The organism is Emcibacter nanhaiensis, from assembly GCF_006385175.1.
GTDB lineage: Bacteria > Pseudomonadota > Alphaproteobacteria > Sphingomonadales > Emcibacteraceae > Emcibacter > Emcibacter nanhaiensis.
This window is the reverse complement of the sequence record NZ_VFIY01000014.1, coordinates 257,045-276,482: the sequence shown is the minus strand read 5'-3', so window position 1 is coordinate 276,482 and position 19,438 is coordinate 257,045. Positions and strand designations below refer to the sequence as shown.

The window sequence follows — 19,438 nt, the reverse complement described above, 5'->3', positions numbered from 1 at the left end:
CCGAGGAAGTTTCTAACTGGAAAATAAACAGAGAAAACAATGACAGATATCTCCTTTAACAAAGAGTCACGTATCGTGGTGGTCGGCCTGGGCTATGTGGGGTTGCCGCTGGCGATCGCCCTGGCGAAGAAATTCCCGACCATCGGGTTTGATATCAGCGAGAACCGCATCCGGGAGCTCGAAAGCGGATTTGACCGCACTGAGGAAGTGACCGAGGAAAAACTGAAAGCCAGCACCATCAGCTATACCGCCGACCCCGAGGGGATCAGGGATGCCGCTGTCTATATCGTGACAGTGCCGACGCCGGTGGATGAAAACAACAAGCCGGACCTGAGCCCGGTGCGGTCCGCCTGTGAAATGCTGGGCCCGGTGATCCCGAAAGGATCGATCGTTGTTTTTGAAAGCACGGTCTATCCCGGCGTGACCGAGGAACTGTGCGGTCCGGTGCTGGAGGAAACCTCCGGCCTGAAGTGCGGCGAGGACTTCTATCTCGGCTATTCCCCGGAACGCATCAACCCGGGTGACAAGGAACATACCGTTGACAAGATCACCAAGGTGATTTCCGGCCAGACCCCGGAAGTGGTTGGGGTGCTGACTGAACTTTACGGTGCCGTGACCAGCGGCGGCGTCTTCCCGGCGGCCAGCATCCGCGCCGCCGAAGCTGCCAAGGTGATCGAGAACGCCCAGCGCGACATCAACATCGCCTTTGTCAATGAAATCACCATGATTTTCCAGAAGCTCGGCATCAGCGTCTATGATGTGCTCGAAGCCGCCGGCACCAAATGGAACTTCCTGAAATTCTCCCCCGGCCTGGTGGGCGGTCACTGCATCGGCGTTGACCCCTTCTATCTCGCCGAACGGGCCAAGCAGATCAATCATGACCCGCGCATCATCCTGTCCGGCCGCGCCATCAATGACGGCATGGCTGACTTCGTGGCCGAGCGCATCGCCGCCCAGCTCAGCGGCAGCGGCAAGATCCTGGTACTGGGCCTGACCTTCAAGGAAAACTGCCCGGACCTGCGCAACACCAAGTCCATCGACCTGATAAACAGCCTGAAACGGCGCGGCTTTACCGTCGATGTGGCCGATGCCGCCGCCTATCCGGAAGAAGCCGAGAAATATTACAAGATCAAGCTGCTGTCCGACCTGGAGGCTATTCCTGACGGTGAATATGCTGCCGTTGTCGGCGCCGTCTCCCATGATGAATATGCGGCCCTGACACCCGAATTCTTTGAACGGGTGATTGAGCCCGGCGGCCTGATCGCCGACATCAAGGCCATGTGGCGCACCATGGAAAAACCGAAGACCCTGCGCAAATGGCAGCTCTAGGAACCAGACAACAGAATGTCAGAGAAACCCCGGTCCAGGCCGGGGTTTTTTAGTTGAGGTCGCCTTTGCCCGGAAACAGGCTGCTGGAGCGGCCGGTGACATAATAAACCACAAGCCCCAGCCATTCATGGGCGACATCGTCAAACCTGCCCAGGTTTTTGCCGCTGTCGAAATCGGGGAAGGAGCTGTAGGCAAGGTCGGTATCGAAGTCCACCGGACAGGGGCGGACATTGAAGCCGGCCTCCCGGAAGGCGCCGACCGAGCGCGGCATGTGATTGGCGCTGGTCACCAAGAGCCAGGTGCCCTTGTCGTCCAGGCCCTGTTCCCGGATCAGCTCCAGGCTGCGCACCGCATTGGTCCAGGTGTTGTAGGCCTTGCTTTCCAGCCGCACCCGGGACATATCCAGGCCCACATCCTGGAAAAAACGTTTCGCAACCCGGCTTTCGGTCCATTCATCCTCATCGCCGAGGCCGCCGCTGTAGATCAGCGGCAGGCCGGGAAACTGCCGGGCCAGCTTGACCCCGGCAATCAGCCGTTCCGACCGGCCCGACAGATTGGCCTGGTCGTGGACCGAACTGAGATAGCTGTTTTCCGCCCCGCCCAGCACGATGATGCCGGCATAGTCTCCGGCGGGGACGGCACGGTAGTCGGCAAAGCGACTTTCCAGCGGCACCGCCAGCCATTGGCCGACCGGGCTGATGCCGATCAGCACCAGGCAGATGAGGGAGAAAAAGGAAAGGCGCAGCCCCCATTTGCGGCTGCCGCGCCAGACCAGGATCAACCCGATCGCCAGGATCAGGAGCAGGCTGTTGCTGGGCTGCAGCAGCGCCCAGGCGGTCCGGGATATGATATTCCCCCACTCCATATATGATCCTGTCTAGTTGATTTTGTGGTAATTCTTGTACCAGTGCACGAACTGGGGAATGCCTTCCTCGATCTTGGTCATGGGTTCGAAGCCCAGGTCGTTCTGGATCGCGGAAATATCGGCGGCGGTTTCCTTCACATCGCCCGGCTGCATCGGCAGCAGCTCCATTTCCGCCTTCTTGCCCAGCGATTTTTCCAGCACGCCGATCATGTCCATCAGGTTTTCGGTGTTGTTATTACCGATGTTATAGACCCGGTGCGGCGCGTTGGAGCCCACGGTGTGCATGGTGCCGTCGTCCTTGGGCGGATTGTCCATACAACGCACGACGCCGTCGATGATATCCTCGATAAAGGTGAAGTCGCGGCGCATGTCGCCGTGGTTGAACACCGGGATCGGCTTGCCGGCCAGGATATTCTTGGTGAAGATCCACATGGCCATATCCGGCCGGCCCCACGGGCCGTACACGGTAAAGAAGCGCAGGCCGGTCTGCGGCAGGCGGAACAGATGGGCGTAGCTCTGGCTCATCAGCTCGTCGGATTTTTTGGTCGCGGCATAAAGCGACACCGGATTGTCGACCCGGTCGTCGACCGAGAAGGGCATATTCTTGTTGCCGCCGTAAACCGAGGACGAAGAGGCATAGACCAGATGCTCGAAATTATCGAGATGCCGGCAATATTCCATCACGTTGAGATGGCCGAGCAGGTTGGACTGGGCATAGGCAAAGGGGTTTTCCAGGCTGTAGCGGACCCCGGCCTGGGCGCCGAGATGCACCACATGGCTGATTTTATGCTGGTCGAGGGCGCCTTTCAGGGCATCGAAATCGGAAAAGTCGATCTTGTGGAAGGTAAAGGCGGGATTTTCCTGCAAAAGCGCCAGCCGGGACTGCTTCAGCTCCACCGAATAATAATCGTTGACGATATCGATGCCGATGACTTCCTCACCGCGCCCGAGAAGCAGGCGGGAGACATGAAACCCAATAAAGCCGGCGGCGCCGGTAACCACAATAGCCATTCAAGACCCCTGTTTTAGAATCAATTAGTTATTTGTTTAACCGGACTTATAGCCCAAGCTTATTGCGAATTCTTTAATAACACTGCTCTGACGGAATTATGACAAAAAAATAAATTCCGGCAAAAAACAGGATTGAAACCTGTGGATAATTTGCTATGTTCCCCTCACTCTTTCGGGTCCCGACGTCTGAGGGGCCGTCTGGTGGGGTGTAGCCAAGTGGTAAGGCAGCGGTTTTTGGTATCGCCATGCGCAGGTTCGAATCCTGCCACCCCAGCCAATTTTATTGAGAGATTTTCCAAGAAGTTGAATTTTGTCCGCCCTTTGCTTTGACCGGGGCAGGTGGCATAATGCCGTTTTCTTTCCTGTGATAAAGTCAGGGGGCAACAATGTCGCAACAAAAATGGTCGGAGGTTGACGCCTATTACACTGACCTTCTGCTCAGGCCAAATCCGGTTCTGGACGAAGTTGCAAGAGCGTGCAACGCCGCCGGGCTTCCGCCCATTGCCGTGTCGGAAGCGCAGGGAAAATTCCTCTATTTGCTGGCCTCGATCCAGGGCGCCGGAAAAATCCTGGAAATCGGTACCCTTGGCGGCTACAGCACCATCTGGCTGGCCCGGGCTCTGGGGGAAGGGGGAAGGCTAATTTCCCTGGAATATGAAGAACGGCACGCGGCGGTGGCGCGGGACAATATCAAATTGGCCGGGCTGGACAAGATCGCGGAGGTCCGGGTCGGCAAGGCCCTGGACCGGTTGCCCGAAATCGAGGCCAACGAAGAGGGGCCATTTGACCTGATCTTCATCGATGCGGACAAGCCGAACAACCCGAACTATCTGACTTGGGCCATGAAATTGACAAAACCGGGCAGTGTGATTGTGTCGGATAATGTGGTCAGGAACGGCAATATCCTTGATGAACAGAGTTTGGACAAAAACATTCAGGGCCTGCGGCGGTTCAATGAAATGGTGGCCGATGATTCCCGGGTGACGTCAACAGTGATCCAGACGGTTGGTGAGAAAGGCTATGACGGCTTCATGCTGACCCGGGTGATTTCCTAGCTCATCCTGGGTCTCTATTGTTAACTTTGGCATACTGCTGTTTTTATTTGGGGGGGATGCTGTGGCAAAATGGCTGGTAATAAACCTTAGGAGGGCTGTGGTCTTAATCACTCTTCTAATTGTTATTGGCGGGATCATGCGCTGGGATTGGGTTCCCATTATCTGGTTGATAGTGGCCATTTACTTTGTAGCTCTCATTCGGGTTATCATTATGCTCACCATTCCGGATCTTCCAAAAAACTGGCGACTAAATATGTATGGGCAGATCGTAGTAGTGATTGTGGTGCCGATCATGTTTGGACTTTTTTATCTAAATGGAATGGGATGATTGTAGGAGTCACGGTAATTATTGAGGTTTCCAATTACTCCCAAGCCTCTACCCTCAACTTCGGCCAGTTGCTTTGCCATTGCCGGGCCTTGGCCGCGTAGACCTCACTGATCGGCAGCGCCTTGTTGGGGCGGACGATCATGTCCAGCGCCAGCGACAGGCCGAATGGGGCCCGGAAGACGGGCTGGTCCTCGCCGTCCAGCTGCACCGCGACCGCGGAAGTCTGGCTCGGATAATAGTCCAATGACTGGCAGGCTTCCGTGAGCGTGGGATAATCGATGCCGAATTTATCCCGGTACCATAGCGGCACCCGGGCCTGGTTTCTGATTTCGATCTCGATATTCAGGTCTTTGAAGCACCCCCCAATCCGCCCGATCATGGCATTCTCTTTGGCCCAGGAGGTATCCGGGTCAAAATAGATCAGGTCATAATCCTTGATGCCAAAGGTGGGGGCAAAGCCGTGCCGCGCGTTCCAGACGGTCTGTACAAGGCAGCCGGAGGCGAGCCAGCAATCGGGAATTTCCATCTCCCGGACCTGCCGGAGCAGGGGCTCGATATGCGGGTTTGATGTGAGAAGACGCCAGAAGTCCCCGGCCGGTTCTTCGCTCACGCCTCCAGCCGATCCCCCAGCGCCTGCAGCAGAGCCGCCCCGTCGCCCTGCCAGGCCGCGCCGTGCATGCAGGCGAGCAGGCCGGGCCTGGTTGCCACCAGTTTGTCCATCAGCGCCGGTCCCTGTTTGGTGTGGGAATAATAATCCAGCGCCGCCCGGGCCTGTTCGGCGGGCTCGAGGATATCCTGGTCGGTCACGGCCGGATGCTCGTTGCCGAACTGGGTGAACAGATCGCCGCAGAACAGGGTGCCGGTGGAGCTCTCATACAGATGACCGCATTCCCAGGCATGGGGGAAATGCGGGGTGGCGATCCAGGTCACCCGGTGCGGGCCGAGCTCGACCGTCTCGCCGTCGGCCATGGTCTGCGGCGGGCGGATCGCCATATCGCCGATCGAGACCATGGCGGCCAGCTCGCTGCACAGCGGCACCGCGCCCGGCGCGGCCTCGAGAAACTCGTTAAGGGCGCCGCATTCGTCGGATTCCACATGGGAAAAGCTGATATAGCGCAGGCGCTCCAGCGGCATGACCGTGGCAATCGCTTCCGCGGTCAGGGGATATAGCCCCTTGAGCCCGGTGTGATAGAGCAGCGGCTTGTCGGCGGCGATCAGATACTGGTTGAAGCTGAAGCCCGGCGGCAGCTCCTCGCTCGGCGGCACCGGCGTGCTGATGCGGTAAATGCCGCTGGCGATTTCGTCGATGCTGGTGCCGCTTTCGCTATTGGTGACAGGCATAATGTGTCTCCCTGAATTTTCCTGAGCGTTGGCCCCAATCTTGCTGCAGGGACTCTAGCATAAAAGCGGGGCGGGGGTTACCGGATTCTCCAAACGCAATCTCTTTGGCTTTGCCGCCGGGATGTGGCATGGTTCAGTCAGTTTGAGGTGGAATAAGGGAGATAAGTCATGTCACAGCTCAGGGATAAAGTCTGCATCATCACCGGCGGCGCCGGCAGCATCGGTCTCGCCAGTGCCGAACTGTTCGCCGCCGAGGGCGCGAAGGTGATGCTGGTCGACCGCAATGAGGAGGCGCTGGCCCAGGCTGCGGCCCGGTTCGAGGCTGCCAATATCGAAGCAGACCAAGTCATGACGGCCATGGCCGATGTGGGCGACGCCGCCGAGGTGAAGGGCTTTATCGACCGGACCGTGGAGCGCTGGGGCGCCATCGATGTGCTGTTCAGCAATGCCGGCAACGCCGGCGTGATCGCGCCGCTCACTGACTATCCGGAAGATGTGTTTGATTCCGTCTACCGGGTCCATGTCAGGGGGGCGTTCCTGTGCTGTAAATACGGCCTGCCCGCCATGCGCGACGGTGGCAGCATCATCATCACCTCCAGCGTGGTCGGCCTGCAGGGCGAAGCCGGGCCCTATGCCTATGTCACCGCCAAGCACGCCCAGGTCGGCCTGATGCGCTCGGTGGCCAAGGAGGCGGCGCCGCGTCAAATTAGGGTCAACACCATCCATCCCGGGCCGACCAAGAATGATTTCCAGGACCAGATTGAAAGCGATCTCAGCAGCGTGATCGGCCGGGAGGCGGGCGCCTTCCTCGACGAGATCATCCCGCTCGGCCGCCATGCCCGGCCCGAGGAGATCGCCAAATCGGCGCTTTATCTCGCCAGCGACCAGAGCAGCTTCATGACCGGCAGCCGCCTGGTAGTCGACGGCGGCTTGCACGGGTAAAGAGAAAGGATTGGGGGATGAAAAGTCTAAATAGCATTGTTTATGGATACTGGCTGGGAATGGTGTTTGGGGGCATAATAACTGTTTCTATTCAGCCGTTATTTTTTGAAACCAGAAGCTCTTATGATTTTGGATTATTTTTAACCCACACAGTGAAAATCTCTATTTTTGTATTGTTGTTCATGTGGTTATACCCTCCTGTCTTTAAAAGAGGACTCCCAGATACATTGTTGCGGATAACAATTGTCGGTAGTGGAATAGGTGTTTTTCTGGGGTCACTCAATTATCTCTATGAACTATTTTTAGCTAATAGTCTTTTGGATAAATCTGGGCTTGGTTTTTTGTACGTATTTAGCGTAACCTTGCTGATATCTTGGTTGATTTGGGCAAACATTAAAGTCATTGAAATTTATGAACAATTGAAAGGGGTAGATAAGAGCATAGGCAAATAACGTCCTTATTAGTTTAGAAATTTTGCACCCCCTATCTTTTCCCTTATGCTCGTACGTCAGCACCAGCCATCTTGACTCTTTAAGCCGTTTCTCATATTAAAAAAGAACAAAACATGAACATTTGAGTCGTTTCGGACGGGATCATGGGTCATCTGCAGCTTGTCACACCGCGGGGGAAAGCGTCTTCTCCGGGGCCGGGGGAGGTCCCGCCGGCCCAAGAATCCAGAAGTGGGGGGGATGTGCTCTCGTTCGGTCTTCCCGAGATCGACGGCCATCTGCCGCAGGGCGGGCTGGACCGCAAAGCCGTGCATGAATTTCTGCCCGCCTCTTACGGCGACCGGGCGGCGGCTTTTGGGTTCTTGGCAGGCCTGATGGCGCGGTTTCAGAAGCGCAGCACCGGCCCGCTGCTGGTCTGCGACCTCATGCCCAAGGTGGGCGAGCGGCTCACCCTCTACGGCCCGGGGCTCGCGGCCCGGGGGCTCGATCCCAACCGGCTGATCTATTTGCGCCTCAGGAGGGAGACGGACTTCCTCTGGGCGCTGGAGGAGGGCCTCGGCTGCGACGGCCTCGCCGGGGTGGCGGGGATACTCGGAATGGAGAAGAGTTATGGTTTTACCGAAAGCAAGCGCCTGTCGCTCCGGGCGCGGGAGCGGGGCCGGCCGCTGTTCCTGCTGCGTCCGCACGGAGCGGGCGGGGCCACGGCCGCCAGAAGCCGCTGGCGCATTTCTGCCCGGCCGAGCCTGCCGGACGCCCATCCCAACCATTATCTGCCGGGGCTTGGGCCTGCCCGCTGGCGGCTGGAGCTCCTGCGCTGCCCGGGGGCAAGCCCGGCACACTGGGAGATAGGCTGGTCCCATGAAACGCATCATTTCCATATGGCTCAAGGACTGGGCGATCGAGCGCTACCGGCGCCGGACGGGGGAGAGCGCCGACGGGCCCCTGGTATTGGTCGCCCCTGAGCAGGGCGGCATCCGGGTCCGGGCCGTGAGCAGTGAAGCGCGCGCCGCCGGGGTCAGCGCCGGGCAATTGCTGACCGACGCCCGGGCACTCTGCCCCGGGTTGCAGGTGGCGGAGCTACAGCCGGAGCAGGACCGGAATGATCTCGAGCGTCTCGCCCGCTACCTGGTCCGTTTCAGCCCCTGGGTTACGCCCGATCCGCCCGACGGCCTGCTGCTGGAAAGTTCGGGCTGCGATCATCTGTTTGATGGCGAGGAGAATATGCTGGCAGAGATGCAAGCATGCCTTCAACGACTGGAGCTCAGCCCGCGACTGGCGGTGGCCGGCAGCATCGGCGCCGCCTGGGCGCTGGCCCGCTATGGCCGGGAGGGGCCGCTGATCCTGCCCCCGGGTGAAGAAAGAAAAGCGCTCGCGCCCCTGCCGCTTCCGGCGCTCCGGCTCGACGGTGAAGCATTGCGCCGTCTCGGCCAGGTCGGTTTCCGCACCATCAGCCAGATCCTGGACAAACCGCGCATTCCGCTCGCCGCCCGCTACGGCGAGGGCCTGCGACGGCGGCTGGAACAGGCGCTATGCCTGATGCCCGAACCGCTCTCTCCGTTAAGCCCGGTGCCCGATTATCGCAGCCATTTGAGCTTCCTCGAGCCCCTGCTGCTGGAAGAGCAGATCAAAGAGGTATTGGAACGGCTGCTGGAGCAACTCCTCCTGCTCCTGAAGCGGGACGGCATGGGCGCGCGGCAGTTTGACTTCCGGCTGTTCCGGGTTGATGGCGAGGTGCAAAGCCTTGCCGTCCGTACCGGCCGGGCCGGGCTGGAACAGCTGCATCTGATGCGGCTGTTCGCCGAGCGCATGGCTTTGTTGTGGGACGAAGCCAATGTGGGTTTCGGTTATGACCATATGATGCTCTGCGCCTTCGCGGTCGAACCGGAGGCGGCCTGGCAGACCGGGCTGGACAACGCGGGCACCCATGACCCGGCGGCCCATAATCCTATAGCCTTGCAACGGCTCTTGGACCGGTTCGAAAACCGGCTCGGCCGCGACAGCCTGCGCCTGTTCCGGCCGCGCGAGAGCCATATCCCGGAGCGGAGCCAGCGCCTGGCCCCCTTGTCCGAGGATGCGGACACTGACTGGCCCGCCCATCTGCAGAAATTGTTCGGCAGGTCATGCCCGGCCCGGCCGCCCTTGCTGCTGGCGCGGCCGGAAGAAGTGAGCGCCATGGCCGAGGTTCCGGACGGCCCGCCGGTGCGTTTCACCTGGCGCCGGGTGGCGCATCGGGTGACCCGGGCCGAGGGACCGGAACGGATCGCCCCGGAATGGTGGGCCCAGGAGGCGGCGGAACTGCGCCTGACCCGGGATTATTTCCGGCTCGAGGATGAGGCGGGCCACCGCTTCTGGATGTTCCGCGCCGGCCTCACCGAACGGGGCGAGGAGGTGCGCTGGTATATGCACGGCCTATTTCCATGAGAGAAGTTCCCATGAGTGATGAGAGCGATATCCGGCGCGACTATCCCTATGCGGAGCTGGCGGCGCGCAGCAATTTCAGCTTCCTGCGCGGCGCCTCCCATCCGGAGGAACTGGTGGAGATGGCGGCGCGGCAGGGTTATGCCGCTGTGGGTATCGCCGACCGCAACAGCCTCGCGGGCGTGGTGCGGGCCCATGTCACGGCGAAAGAGAAGGGGATCAAACTGCTGGCCGGCGCGCGGCTGGTGCTGATGTGCGGCTTCGAGGTGATCTGCTATCCCCGCGACCGGGCCGCCTACGGCAGGCTCAGCAAACTGCTGACCCTCGGTAACCGGCGGACGGAAAAGGGCAGTTGCGAGCTCTATCTTAAGGACCTCAAACTTCTGGAACAGGACATGCTGCTGATCGCCCTGCCGCCGCGCCAGCTGACGGAGAGTTTCCAGGACACGCTCTTGGGGCTCCGCGACCTGCTGCCGGGACCGCTCTATCTTGCCGCCCGGCGCGCCTATGAAACGGATGACGCGCGGGAGCTGCGGGAGCTGGCGGCGCTGGCGGACAGTCTCGGCCTCGAGCTGCTCGCCACCAATGACGTGCTCTATCACACCCCGGGGCGCAGGCCGCTGCAGGATATCCTCACCTGCATCCGCGAACATGTCACTATCGATGAGGCCGGATTGATCCTGAACAGCAATGCGGAACGCTATCCCAAGCATCCGACCGAAATGTACCGCCGTTTCCGCGGCTATGAAGAGGCGGTGCGGCGCACCGCCCTGGTGGCGGAGCTGTGTACGTTCAGCCTTGATGAGCTCGCTTACCAATATCCTGACGAACCGGCCGGCGACAGTGCGAGCCCGCAGGCGGAGCTGGAACGGCTGACCTGGATCGGCGCGGCAGCGCGCTGGCCCGAGGGACCCCCCGATAAAATCAAAAACACCCTGGCGCATGAACTCCGGCTGATCGGCGAGCTCGATTATGCGCCCTATTTTCTCACCGTCTATGACCTGGTGCGCTTCGCCCGCAGCCGCGACATCCTGTGCCAGGGCCGGGGCTCGGCGGCCAATTCGGCGGTCTGTTACTGTCTCGGCATCACTTCGGTCGACCCGGCCCGCATTGACCTGCTGTTTGAGCGTTTCATCTCGGCCGAGCGCAACGAGCCGCCGGACATTGATGTGGATTTCGAGCATGAACGGCGGGAAGAGGTGATCCAGTATATTTATCAGAAATACGGCCGTCACCGTGCCGGCATCGCCGCCACCGTGGTCAGTTACCGCACCAAGATGGCGGTGCGCGAAGTGGGCAAGGCCATGGGCCTGTCGGAGGATGTGATCAACGCGCTTGGTACCATCGGCTGGGACTGGTCGGTGCGGATCCCCAAGGCCGAGCATATGCGGGACAGCGGGCTCGATTTTTCCGACGTGCGGCTGCGCCAGACCCTGAAGCTGGCGGGCGAGCTCTTGGGCTTTCCCCGCCATTTGTCCCAGCATGTGGGCGGCTTTGTCATCACCCGCGACAGTCTCGAGGATATCTGCCCCGTCGCCAATGCGGCCATGGCGGAGCGCACCCATGTGGAATGGGACAAGGACGACCTGGCGGCGCTGCGGATTCTCAAGATCGACGTGTTGTCGCTTGGCATGCTGACCTGTATCCGGAAGGCCTTTGGGTTGCTGGAGGAGCATTATGACCGGTCGCTCAGCCTCGCCACCGTGCCGGCGGAGGACCCGGCGGTTTATGACATGATCTGCAAGGCCGATACGGTCGGCGTGTTCCAGATCGAAAGCCGGGCCCAGATGTCCATGCTGCCCCGGCTCCGGCCGCGCAATTTTTATGACCTGGTGATCGAGATCGCCATCGTCCGCCCGGGCCCGATCCAGGGCGATATGGTCCATCCCTACCTCAGGCGCCGCCAGGGGCTGGAGCAGGTCAGCTATCCGTCCAGGGAACTGGAAAATATCCTCGGCAAGACCCTGGGCGTGCCGCTGTTCCAGGAACAGGCCATGAGCATCGCCATTGTCGGCGCGGGGTTCAGCCCGGGCGAAGCCGACCAGCTGCGCCGGGCCATGGCCACCTTCCGCCGCACCGGCACCATCGGCCATTTCCGCGATAAATTCATCAGCGGCATGGAACAGCGGGGCTATAGCTGCGACTTTGCCGAACGCTGCTTCAAGCAGATTGAAGGCTTCAGCGATTACGGTTTCCCGGAAAGCCATTCGGCGAGCTTCGCCCTTTTGGCCTATGTCTCGAGCTGGCTCAAATGCCATTATCCGCTCGCCTTCGCCTGCGCCCTGCTCAACAGCCTGCCCATGGGCTTTTATTCCTCGGGCTCGATTGTGAGGGATTTGCGCGAGCACGGCGGCAAAGTGCTGCCGCCCGACATCAACCTGAGCAGCTGGGACCACCTGCTGGAGGAAGCGCAAGAGGGGCTCGCGCTCCGGCTCGGCTTCCGCCAGATCAAGGGGGTGCAGGAGCAGGAAATGGCAACCCTCACCAGCCTGCGCGAGCGCGGCTATGACAGTGTCCGCGACCTTTATTTCCGCACCGGGCTTTCGGTCTCGACCCTGGAGCGGCTGGCCCATGCCGACGGCTTCAGCTCGCTCGGCCTCAACAGGCGCGAGGCATTGTGGGCGGTGCAGGGCCTCGGCGCGCCGACGGGGCAGAGGAGCGCGGTCGAGGACCTGCCGCTTTATGCCGCGGCCAGGAAGCAGGACATGATCCTGCAGCGGGAGCAGGAAGTGGCGCTGCCGCGGCTTTGCCCCGGGGAAAATGTCATGGAGGATTACGCCACCCTGCGATTGTCCCTGAAAGCCCATCCGGTGTCTTTCATCCGCACGGGGCTGCGGCGGGAGGGCTATCTGGAGAACAGCGAGCTCGCCAGCCATCCGGCGGAGCAAACCGTGAGCATCTCCGGACTGGTGCTGGTGCGGCAACGACCGGGCACCGCCAGCGGGGTGATTTTCCTCACCCTCGAGGATGAAACCGCGGTCGCCAACGCCATCGTCTGGCCCCGGGTGTTCGAGAATTACCGCCGGGTGCTGCTCACCTCCCGCATTGTCGGCATCACCGGCACCCTGCAGCGGGAGCAGGAGGTGATGCATGTGATCGTCGACGAAATTATCAGCCTCGACGACCGGCTGTCCGATGTCATTGCTGAGGAACAATCGGTGAGCGACCCGTCGCTCAGGGCCCTGCGCCGCACCCTGCCGGAAGGGCGCAATTTCCACTAGGCTCTCTATTTTTTTCTGGTCCGACTTTTCTTGCGGCGCAACAAACTTTTGTCTAGCATGGACAGAGAGATAAATCTTATCCGGGGTGTCCACAGTAAATGATTGAGCTCCTTGTCCTTCTCGCTGCCGCCGTGGTGGCCGTCCTGATCTTCACCCGTATCCGCCTGGGCGCCACGCTCGGCTACCTGGCGGCCGGAGCGGTGATCGGGCCCAACGGGCTGGCGCTGGTGCAGAATATGGACACCATCCATCATATCGGCGAGCTGGGCGTGGTGTTCCTGCTGTTCCTGATCGGCATTGAAATCAAACCGCAGCGTCTCTGGGTCATGCGCCGCTTTGTCTTTGGTTTCGGCGGGGCGCAACTGGTGATCACCGGCCTGATATTCTCGGTCGGGGTCTATTATGCCCTGTCCCTGACGCCGCCGGTGGCGGTGATCATGGGCTTCGGCCTTGCCTTATCCTCCACGGCGTTCGGGGTGCAGATCCTGGCGGAACGTCACCAGCTCACGGCCAACTGGGGCCGGGCCAGCTTTTCCGTGCTGCTGTTCCAGGACCTGTCGGTGGTGCCGCTGCTGGCGCTGGTGCCGATGGCGGCGGCCGGCGGGTTCGGGTCGGCAGCCAGTATGGAGCTTGCCGTGCTGGAAGCGGGAGGTATATTCCTCGCCACCCTGGTCGGCGGGCATTTCCTGATCGGACCGACCCTGAAGCTGATTGCCCGCACCCGGATCAAGGAAGTGTTCACGGCGGCGGCGCTGCTGCTGGTGCTGGGCATCGCCATGGCGATGGAACTGGCTGGCCTGTCCATGGCTATGGGCGCCTTTATCGCCGGCATGCTGTTGTCGGGCAATGAATTCCGCCACCAGATCGAGGCCGATGTCGAGCCCTTCCGCGGCCTGTTGCTGGGCCTGTTTTTCATGAGTGTGGGCATGGCGATCAATGTGGTGGCGGTGGCCCAGGATATCGGTCTGGTGATCGGCGGCACTATCGCCCTGATGGCCACCAAGGCGGCCCTGATTTTCATGCTGGCCCGCCTGTTCCGGCTCGATACGCCGGCGGCCTTCCGCGCCGCCTTCCTGCTGTCCCAGTCCGGGGAATTCGGCTTTATCCTGTTTACCCTGGCCGACAGCAACGGAGTGCTGCCGACCGGGGCGCTGGAAGTGCTGCTCAGCGTGGTGGTATTGTCCATGGCCCTGACCCCGCTGATGATGAAGCTGGGCGACTGGCTGGCGCTCGGCGCCGCCGGCAAGGATGTGGCCATCACCAAAGAGGTGGCGGAGCGCGAAGAACAAAAAGTCGTGATTGCCGGCTATGGCCGGGTAGGCGAGACCATCGGCCGGCTCTTGTCCGCCGTGGACGAACCTTGGCTGGCAGTGGATATGAATGTGGAACATGTCTCCAAGGGGCGAAATCTGGGCAATGAGCTCTATTTCGGCGACGCCAGCCGCCAGGAAATCCTGCAGGCGATCGGCATTGACAAGATCAAGCTGATGGTGGTGACCCTGGATAATCCCCAGGCCGCCGAGAAGACCATCCGCGCCGTCCGCCGCATGCGGCCGGGCCTGCCGATCATTACCCGGGCCCGGGATGTCCCGACTGCGGAAAACTACGCCGGACTTGGCGTGCAGGTGGTGCCGGAAACCGTCGAGGCCAGCCTGCAGCTCGGCGCTATTTCCCTGAAATCCCTCGGCGTGGAGGATGCGGACCTGGATGAACTGATCGACGAATTCCGCACCGACAACTACCGCCGGCTCAAGGAGGCTATCCCGGCACCTGCCGGGGAATGACTCAGAAGGTGAACAGCCGGGTGTCGGGCGCCAGCATGGCGGCGGCGATGGCCGGCGGTTTGGCGACGCCGACGCCGTCAACCAGGTCGGCCGGTGTCTTGTCCGCATTGGGCAGGTAGAGGGCGCAGACCTCCACCGTCGCTCCCAGGGTGATCAGCTTGCTCATCAGCATCTGCGGGCTCATGCCCTTGGGCTTCAGTTTGGTTTCCGCTGCCCCTTTCAGGGCCAGGTCCCCGGCCGGGCCGCACAGCAGCACCCGCACCTGGGCGCCCTGCTGGACCGACTGGATGCTGAGCACAAAAGCCATGCCCTGGGTCTGGACATCCGGGCTGGTGACGACCGTCAGGATCGACGGTTTTTCCTGCGCCTGCGTGCCGGAGACGAAAGTTAAAAGGACCAGTCCGGTCATCAACAGTATTTTTTTCAGGTTCCGCATGGATTTCCCCCTTTATTTGGCCAGGATTTCAAAGGTTGTCCGGCCGAGGCCGGTATTGCCGTTGTCCGGATCATAGGCGTAGACGGTGACCCCGTAGAGGCCTGGCTTATCGACAGGCAGGCTGGTGGTATACTGGCTTCTCGGGCCGCTATAGACCATGTCCAGGGTGCCGTATTTCTTGCCGTTGTGGGTGATGAGCGCCTTGATTTCAAATTTGCTGCTGTCCCAAGTACCGTCCGGTTCCGTGTGGCAGCCGCACATCATCACCACATTGGCATTGATTTTCACTACCTTGGTATCATTGGACATTTTCAGGGCCGCGGGCGGGGACAGGATATCGACCACAAAGCCTGGCAGTTCCAGGACCCAGCCGTTGCCGCTGGTGATATGTTTGCCTGGCAGGACCCACTGGCTGGAGACCACGCGGTGGGCGCCCTGCAGCTGGGCGAGAGGGCCATAGGCCTCCACCTCAATAAGGCGGGGCTCCTCGAGGTCGAGGGTCGTGTGAAAGCCGCCGGCTTTCTCGTCCACCATCACGGCGCGCCGGCCGCCGTCCTTGTGCATCAGCAGCTTGGTGTTGCCGGTGCCGCCACTGGTCACGCCGGTGGCGAGAATCTCGCCGGTCATGGCGTCGCGCAGGGTGATGCGCATGCCGCCCATGGAACTGCCGATAAATTTGGCATCCTTGCTCAGCACGCGAATGGAAACTTCAGTCGGCTCCGCCCGGACTGCGGTCACGGCGAGAAGAGTGAGGGAAAGGGTGAAAAAGAGGGAAACAAAGAGGCGCATGTCAGTCTCTCCTGTTTTGAAGAAGAATTAAAATATATTTTACGGCAGTATGATGTAAAAACAAGGGGCCTGGAGGCAATAAAAGGGCGAAAAAAAGCCCCGCCGGTAAAATGACGGGGCTATTACCTCTGGAGTTGGATGGGTTCAGAAGCTGTATTTCAGGCTGACCGAGACATTGCGGCCCGGCTGGGTGTAGCGCTGCAGATAGCTGGTCTCGGCGTTATAGCCGCGCACGTCTTCCCACAGCCAGTATTCCTTGTCGGTCAGGTTGAAGACCGCCGCGCGGAGCGCCAGGTCCGGCGTGATGTTGTAATAGGCGGTCAGGTCGACCAGGGCAAAGCTGTCCGGAGCGAAATAGCTTTCGTCAGACACATCCTCAATGTCCTTGGCCCCCACCAGGGTCAGGTTAACTCCGGCGCCCCAGACCTCATCGGGGGAGTCATAGGTCAGGCCGAACACCGCCTTGGTCGGGGAGACGGAATCGAGCGGAATTTCCTCGCCGTCGATTGTTGTATCACCCTCGGCCCAGGCAACAGCGGCCTGAAAGGCCATGCCTTGGGGGGCGCCGACCAGTTGATCGAGCCACAGCGCGGCCCGCGCCTCGACACCCTTGATGGTGGCTTCATTGTAGTTCACATACTGGTAGACGGTTGGCGTGCCGGAGCGATCAACAGTCTGCTCGATGAAGTTGTCATATTCATTATAGAAACCGGTCAGTTCAAAGCTGGCGGCCTTGCTGTTGATGCGGAACCCGGCCTCGAAGGAATCACTGCTTTCCGGCTCCAGCTCCGGATTGGACAGGCTGATATAGCCGCGGGAGGCGGAACTCTGGTCTTCCCGGTAGAGCTGAAGCAGTTCCGGGGACTTGAAACCCTGGCTGAACTGGCCGAAGACCGAGACGGTGTCTGTGATCTTATAGACGGCGCCCAGGCGGAAGGTGACCTTTTCGCTTTCATGGCCTTCCAGCTGTTCGGTGTACAGATCGTCCACCTGCGGGTCGGCTTCAAAGCGGTCATAACGCAGGCCCGGGGTCAGCAGGAAATTACCCTCCAGCAATTTGATCTGGTCCTGCAGATAGAGGCCATAGCTCTTGCCCTTGACCACCGGCGTATAACGGGCGATGTCGGGGTCGGCGCCGCTGTCCGGATAATATTTATTGGTCAGGTTTTCCTGCTCCGTATGCTGGAAGCTGGCGCCGTAAGTCAGGTGATGCACGCCAACGGTCTTGTCAAACTGGGCGGCAAACTGGAAGTCTTCCTCGCCGTGGCTGTAGTCGATCAGGCGGGTGAGATAACCGAAGCGTTCGGTATAGTTGGTGGTCAGCTCCTCCACATCGCTGTCCTGCCAGTCCAGGCTCCAGACCAGGCTGTCGAACAGTATATTGTTGGCGGTCCATTCATGGGTCAGGCCGATGTGATAACGCTCAAATTCATCATCACCGGTATAGTTGGAATAGTTGTAGGAAGGGCTGTAGCTCGGGCCCTCCAGGGATTTCAGTTCAATGAAGCTGGTGGAGCGGAAATATTCGCCGACCAGGTTCAGGCGGTGGCTGTCATTCAGCTGATACTCGAGTTTGGCCAGAATATTGTCGGTGGAATAATCATAGGGATCGGGCAGGGTACGGTCATTGCCGAGATCGTCGCTGGAGCCGTCCGCCTTGTTTTCCGTTTCACTGCCGTCGCGGCGGGTATACTGGATCAGGCTTTCCAGCTTGCCGGTACGGTTGGCCAGGGTCAGGGTTTCGGCGAAAGCGTCACTGACACTGTCATACAGGACTTTGGCGGCGCCGCCGGTGTCATTTCCTTCCTCGTCCAGGTAGGAAGCGGGGCCTTTTGTCCGGAAGGCTACAACGCCGGCCATGGCGTCACTGCCATAGAGGCTGGAGGCCGGGCCGCGCAGCACTTCCACCTGTTCCAGGGAATCAATGTCGACAAAGTTGCGCGGCGCATTGAGCCAGGGACCGGAGGAAAAGCCTTCCGACTGCTCCGTGCCGTCCACCATGATCTTGACCCGGTTTCCGGTCAGACCGCGGATGTTGAATCCTGAAAGGCCGTAGCGGCCGTCATTGGTGGCTTCCACGCCCGGCTCATAGCGCAGCATGTCGCGAATATCGGTGGACAGAATGGAGTCGATTTTTTCCTCGTCAATGACGGTGATGGTCGCCGGAACATCGACCAGTCTGTTTTCCGTACGGGTGGCGGACACCACGATGACTTCCAGCGGGGCGGCGCCCGGTCCGAGATCCGAGTCTTCTTCCGCTGCGCGGACGGTGGTGGACAGGGCGAGGGCGGAGGTGCCTGCCGCCAGAAGCGAGTAAAAAGCTAATCTATTCATAAAATATTCTCCCGATGCTAAGTAGCTTGTTGTTGCAATTAATAAGTATTCGCAAAAACAACTAGCAGCTGGTTCGGGGGTCGTCAATAAAAATGAGAATGATTTTCAAAATTAGTTGCAATTTTGTCCGGCGGTGGGTATGAGCATAGGGAGAAGGTTGGAATCAGGGGGCTATCCTCTTGCATATATTAGAAAATAATTGAGTGGAGTAATCTCGTGGTACGGACTCTCGAAAACTTGATGTATCAGGTGTCGGACCTGTTCATGGCCCCGGTACTGGTCCTGTTGGTTGTATTGTTTTTCTACAGCCTCTATGCCCTGGGCGGTTTCTTTATGCAGGGCGTGCAGCGCAGCCGGGGTACGGCACGGTTCCGCAAGCTGCTCAGCAACGGTCTTCGGTCCGGGGGGGACATTCCAAAGGGATACCCGCTGGTGGCCCTGGCAGTGGAAAAGCAGGATGTCACCAAGGACGAACTGGATGTGGCGGCGCTCAGTGAAATGGAAGGGGTCAGGATGGTCAGCCGCATCGCCCCCATGCTGGGCTTGATTGCCACCATGATTCCCATGGGGCCGGCGCTCAAAAGTCTGTCTGACGGGGATGTGCAGGGAATCAGTGAAAACCTGATCGTCGCCTTTTCCGCTGTGATTTTCGGCCTGGTGGTGGCCTCCATCACCTTCTTTATCGCCAGTACCAAGAAGAAATGGCTGGCCCAGGAACTGGTTGCCCTGCTGCCGCTGGTGGAAAAGGGGATTGAGGACACGGCCCAGGAACGGGAGGCTCTCCGTGAAGCTTCTTGATGAAGATGAATCCATCAACCCGGCGCTGTCCGTGGTCAATCTTGTCGATGTGTTTCTGGTGCTGATTGCGGCGCTGCTGATTTCCATCGCCCAGAACCCCATCAACCCCTTTCTCGATGACGATGTCATGGTGATCAAGAACCCGGGCCAGCAAGACATGGAGATGATCGTCAAGAAGGGCGAAAAAATCGAAACCTATAAAAGCACCGGCGAGATCGGCTCGGGCGAAGGGGTCAAGGCCGGCATCGCTTATCGCATGCCGGACGGCTCGATCATCTATGTGCCTGATGAGGGCGAAGCGGACGCCTCCGCCAACTAAAGAATAATTTCAGAGGGAA

Annotated in this window: 18 protein-coding genes and 1 tRNA gene; 12 read left to right on the top strand and 7 right to left on the bottom strand. The window is 59.9% G+C overall.

What is annotated here, in order from left to right; genetic code table 11:
* The first annotated feature begins 39 nt into the window (after positions 1 to 39).
* A complete protein-coding gene (locus FIV46_RS11905; protein ID WP_139941149.1) occupies positions 40 to 1,329 on the top strand; it encodes a nucleotide sugar dehydrogenase in 1,290 nt (429 codons plus the stop codon).
* Positions 1,330 to 1,378: 49 nt separating this feature from the next.
* On the opposite strand, the gene FIV46_RS11900 is transcribed toward FIV46_RS11905, so the two are convergent.
* Positions 1,379 to 2,194: a YdcF family protein gene (locus FIV46_RS11900; protein ID WP_139941148.1), complete on the bottom strand. Its 816-nt coding sequence runs from the start codon at positions 2,192 to 2,194 to the stop codon at positions 1,379 to 1,381.
* A 12-nt stretch (positions 2,195 to 2,206) separates the two neighbouring features.
* Positions 2,207 to 3,205, bottom strand: a complete 999-nt coding sequence (locus FIV46_RS11895) for a GDP-mannose 4,6-dehydratase (protein ID WP_139941147.1) — start codon at positions 3,203 to 3,205, stop codon at positions 2,207 to 2,209.
* A 202-nt stretch (positions 3,206 to 3,407) separates the two neighbouring features.
* On the opposite strand from FIV46_RS11895, the gene FIV46_RS11890 reads away from it, so the two are divergent.
* The 3 genes from FIV46_RS11890 (at position 3,408) to FIV46_RS11880 (ending at position 4,588) form a co-directional block, all read left to right on the top strand.
* Positions 3,408 to 3,482, top strand: a tRNA-Gln gene (locus FIV46_RS11890).
* Positions 3,483 to 3,591: 109 nt separating this feature from the next.
* Complete coding sequence (locus tag FIV46_RS11885) at positions 3,592 to 4,260, top strand: O-methyltransferase (RefSeq protein WP_139941146.1); 669 nt, start codon at positions 3,592 to 3,594, stop codon at positions 4,258 to 4,260.
* Positions 4,261 to 4,321: 61 nt separating this feature from the next.
* Positions 4,322 to 4,588, top strand: a complete 267-nt coding sequence (locus FIV46_RS11880) for a hypothetical protein (protein WP_139941145.1) — start codon at positions 4,322 to 4,324, stop codon at positions 4,586 to 4,588.
* A 34-nt stretch (positions 4,589 to 4,622) separates the two neighbouring features.
* Here the strand turns inward: FIV46_RS11880 and FIV46_RS11875 are convergent, their stop codons facing one another.
* The gene (locus FIV46_RS11875) at positions 4,623 to 5,198 is read right to left on the bottom strand and encodes a nucleotidyltransferase family protein (RefSeq protein WP_139941144.1); all 576 of its coding nucleotides are present in this window, start codon (positions 5,196 to 5,198) and stop codon (positions 4,623 to 4,625) included.
* Complete coding sequence (locus tag FIV46_RS11870; protein ID WP_139941143.1) at positions 5,195 to 5,929, bottom strand: oxygen-binding di-iron domain-containing protein; 735 nt, start codon at positions 5,927 to 5,929, stop codon at positions 5,195 to 5,197. Before FIV46_RS11870 ends, FIV46_RS11875 begins: the two co-directional genes overlap by 4 nt.
* Positions 5,930 to 6,097: 168 nt before the next feature.
* On the opposite strand from FIV46_RS11870, the gene FIV46_RS11865 reads away from it, so the two are divergent.
* The 6 genes from FIV46_RS11865 to FIV46_RS11840 all read left to right on the top strand — a co-directional run bounded on the left by FIV46_RS11865 (position 6,098) and on the right by FIV46_RS11840 (position 14,743).
* Positions 6,098 to 6,871 carry an SDR family NAD(P)-dependent oxidoreductase gene (locus FIV46_RS11865; RefSeq protein ID WP_139941142.1) on the top strand — a complete coding sequence of 258 codons (774 nt, stop codon included), beginning with the start codon at positions 6,098 to 6,100 and terminating at the stop codon, positions 6,869 to 6,871.
* 17 nt (positions 6,872 to 6,888) lie between these two features.
* The gene (locus FIV46_RS11860; protein ID WP_139941141.1) at positions 6,889 to 7,323 is read left to right on the top strand and encodes a hypothetical protein; all 435 of its coding nucleotides are present in this window, start codon (positions 6,889 to 6,891) and stop codon (positions 7,321 to 7,323) included.
* 371 nt (positions 7,324 to 7,694) lie between these two features.
* Complete coding sequence (locus FIV46_RS11855; protein ID WP_139941140.1) at positions 7,695 to 8,282, top strand: ImuA family protein; 588 nt, start codon at positions 7,695 to 7,697, stop codon at positions 8,280 to 8,282.
* Positions 8,179 to 9,741, top strand: a complete 1,563-nt coding sequence (locus FIV46_RS11850; RefSeq protein WP_139941139.1) for a Y-family DNA polymerase — start codon at positions 8,179 to 8,181, stop codon at positions 9,739 to 9,741. The genes FIV46_RS11855 and FIV46_RS11850 overlap by 104 nt, the downstream gene beginning before the upstream one ends.
* An 11-nt stretch (positions 9,742 to 9,752) precedes the next feature.
* Positions 9,753 to 12,959: an error-prone DNA polymerase gene (locus tag FIV46_RS11845; protein WP_139941138.1), complete on the top strand. Its 3,207-nt coding sequence runs from the start codon at positions 9,753 to 9,755 to the stop codon at positions 12,957 to 12,959.
* Positions 12,960 to 13,057: 98 nt separating this feature from the next.
* Positions 13,058 to 14,743, top strand: a complete 1,686-nt coding sequence (locus tag FIV46_RS11840) for a monovalent cation:proton antiporter-2 (CPA2) family protein (RefSeq protein ID WP_139941137.1) — start codon at positions 13,058 to 13,060, stop codon at positions 14,741 to 14,743.
* A 1-nt stretch (position 14,744) separates the two neighbouring features.
* Here FIV46_RS11840 and FIV46_RS11835 read toward each other — a convergent pair whose 3' ends face one another.
* From FIV46_RS11835 to FIV46_RS11825, 3 genes are all read right to left on the bottom strand, one after another.
* The gene (locus FIV46_RS11835; protein ID WP_219846102.1) at positions 14,745 to 15,179 is read right to left on the bottom strand and encodes a DsrE family protein; all 435 of its coding nucleotides are present in this window, start codon (positions 15,177 to 15,179) and stop codon (positions 14,745 to 14,747) included.
* A 12-nt stretch (positions 15,180 to 15,191) separates the two neighbouring features.
* A complete protein-coding gene (locus tag FIV46_RS11830; RefSeq protein WP_139941136.1) occupies positions 15,192 to 15,968 on the bottom strand; it encodes a hypothetical protein in 777 nt (258 codons plus the stop codon).
* Positions 15,969 to 16,112: 144 nt separating this feature from the next.
* The gene (locus tag FIV46_RS11825; RefSeq protein ID WP_139941135.1) at positions 16,113 to 18,302 is read right to left on the bottom strand and encodes a TonB-dependent hemoglobin/transferrin/lactoferrin family receptor; all 2,190 of its coding nucleotides are present in this window, start codon (positions 18,300 to 18,302) and stop codon (positions 16,113 to 16,115) included.
* 216 nt (positions 18,303 to 18,518) lie between these two features.
* On the opposite strand from FIV46_RS11825, the gene FIV46_RS11820 reads away from it, so the two are divergent.
* On the top strand, positions 18,519 to 19,100 hold the full coding sequence (locus FIV46_RS11820) for a MotA/TolQ/ExbB proton channel family protein (RefSeq protein WP_139941134.1): 582 nt from the start codon (positions 18,519 to 18,521) through the stop codon (positions 19,098 to 19,100).
* The gene (locus FIV46_RS11815) at positions 19,087 to 19,419 is read left to right on the top strand and encodes a DUF2149 domain-containing protein (protein ID WP_139941133.1); all 333 of its coding nucleotides are present in this window, start codon (positions 19,087 to 19,089) and stop codon (positions 19,417 to 19,419) included. Before FIV46_RS11820 ends, FIV46_RS11815 begins: the two co-directional genes overlap by 14 nt.
* The last annotated feature ends 19 nt before the right edge of the window (positions 19,420 to 19,438 follow it).

Bases quoted from the DNA above. Each gene is read 5' to 3' on its own strand.
- FIV46_RS11895 (WP_139941147.1), bottom strand. From the start codon at position 3,205: ATGGCTATTGTGGTTACCGGCGCCGCCGGCTTTATTGGGTTTCATGTC.
- FIV46_RS11865 (WP_139941142.1), top strand. From the start codon at position 6,098: ATGTCACAGCTCAGGGATAAAGTCTGCATCATCACCGGCGGCGCCGGC.
- FIV46_RS11860 (WP_139941141.1), top strand. From the start codon at position 6,889: ATGAAAAGTCTAAATAGCATTGTTTATGGATACTGGCTGGGAATGGTG.
- FIV46_RS11905 (WP_139941149.1), top strand. From the start codon at position 40: ATGACAGATATCTCCTTTAACAAAGAGTCACGTATCGTGGTGGTCGGC.
- FIV46_RS11825 (WP_139941135.1), bottom strand. From the start codon at position 18,302: ATGAATAGATTAGCTTTTTACTCGCTTCTGGCGGCAGGCACCTCCGCC.
- FIV46_RS11850 (WP_139941139.1), top strand. From the start codon at position 8,179: ATGAAACGCATCATTTCCATATGGCTCAAGGACTGGGCGATCGAGCGC.
- FIV46_RS11840 (WP_139941137.1), top strand. From the start codon at position 13,058: ATGATTGAGCTCCTTGTCCTTCTCGCTGCCGCCGTGGTGGCCGTCCTG.
- FIV46_RS11885 (WP_139941146.1), top strand. From the start codon at position 3,592: ATGTCGCAACAAAAATGGTCGGAGGTTGACGCCTATTACACTGACCTT.
- FIV46_RS11830 (WP_139941136.1), bottom strand. From the start codon at position 15,968: ATGCGCCTCTTTGTTTCCCTCTTTTTCACCCTTTCCCTCACTCTTCTC.
- FIV46_RS11870 (WP_139941143.1), bottom strand. From the start codon at position 5,929: ATGCCTGTCACCAATAGCGAAAGCGGCACCAGCATCGACGAAATCGCC.
- FIV46_RS11855 (WP_139941140.1), top strand. From the start codon at position 7,695: ATGGCGCGGTTTCAGAAGCGCAGCACCGGCCCGCTGCTGGTCTGCGAC.
- FIV46_RS11900 (WP_139941148.1), bottom strand. From the start codon at position 2,194: ATGGAGTGGGGGAATATCATATCCCGGACCGCCTGGGCGCTGCTGCAG.
- FIV46_RS11835 (WP_219846102.1), bottom strand. From the start codon at position 15,179: ATGCGGAACCTGAAAAAAATACTGTTGATGACCGGACTGGTCCTTTTA.
- FIV46_RS11845 (WP_139941138.1), top strand. From the start codon at position 9,753: ATGAGTGATGAGAGCGATATCCGGCGCGACTATCCCTATGCGGAGCTG.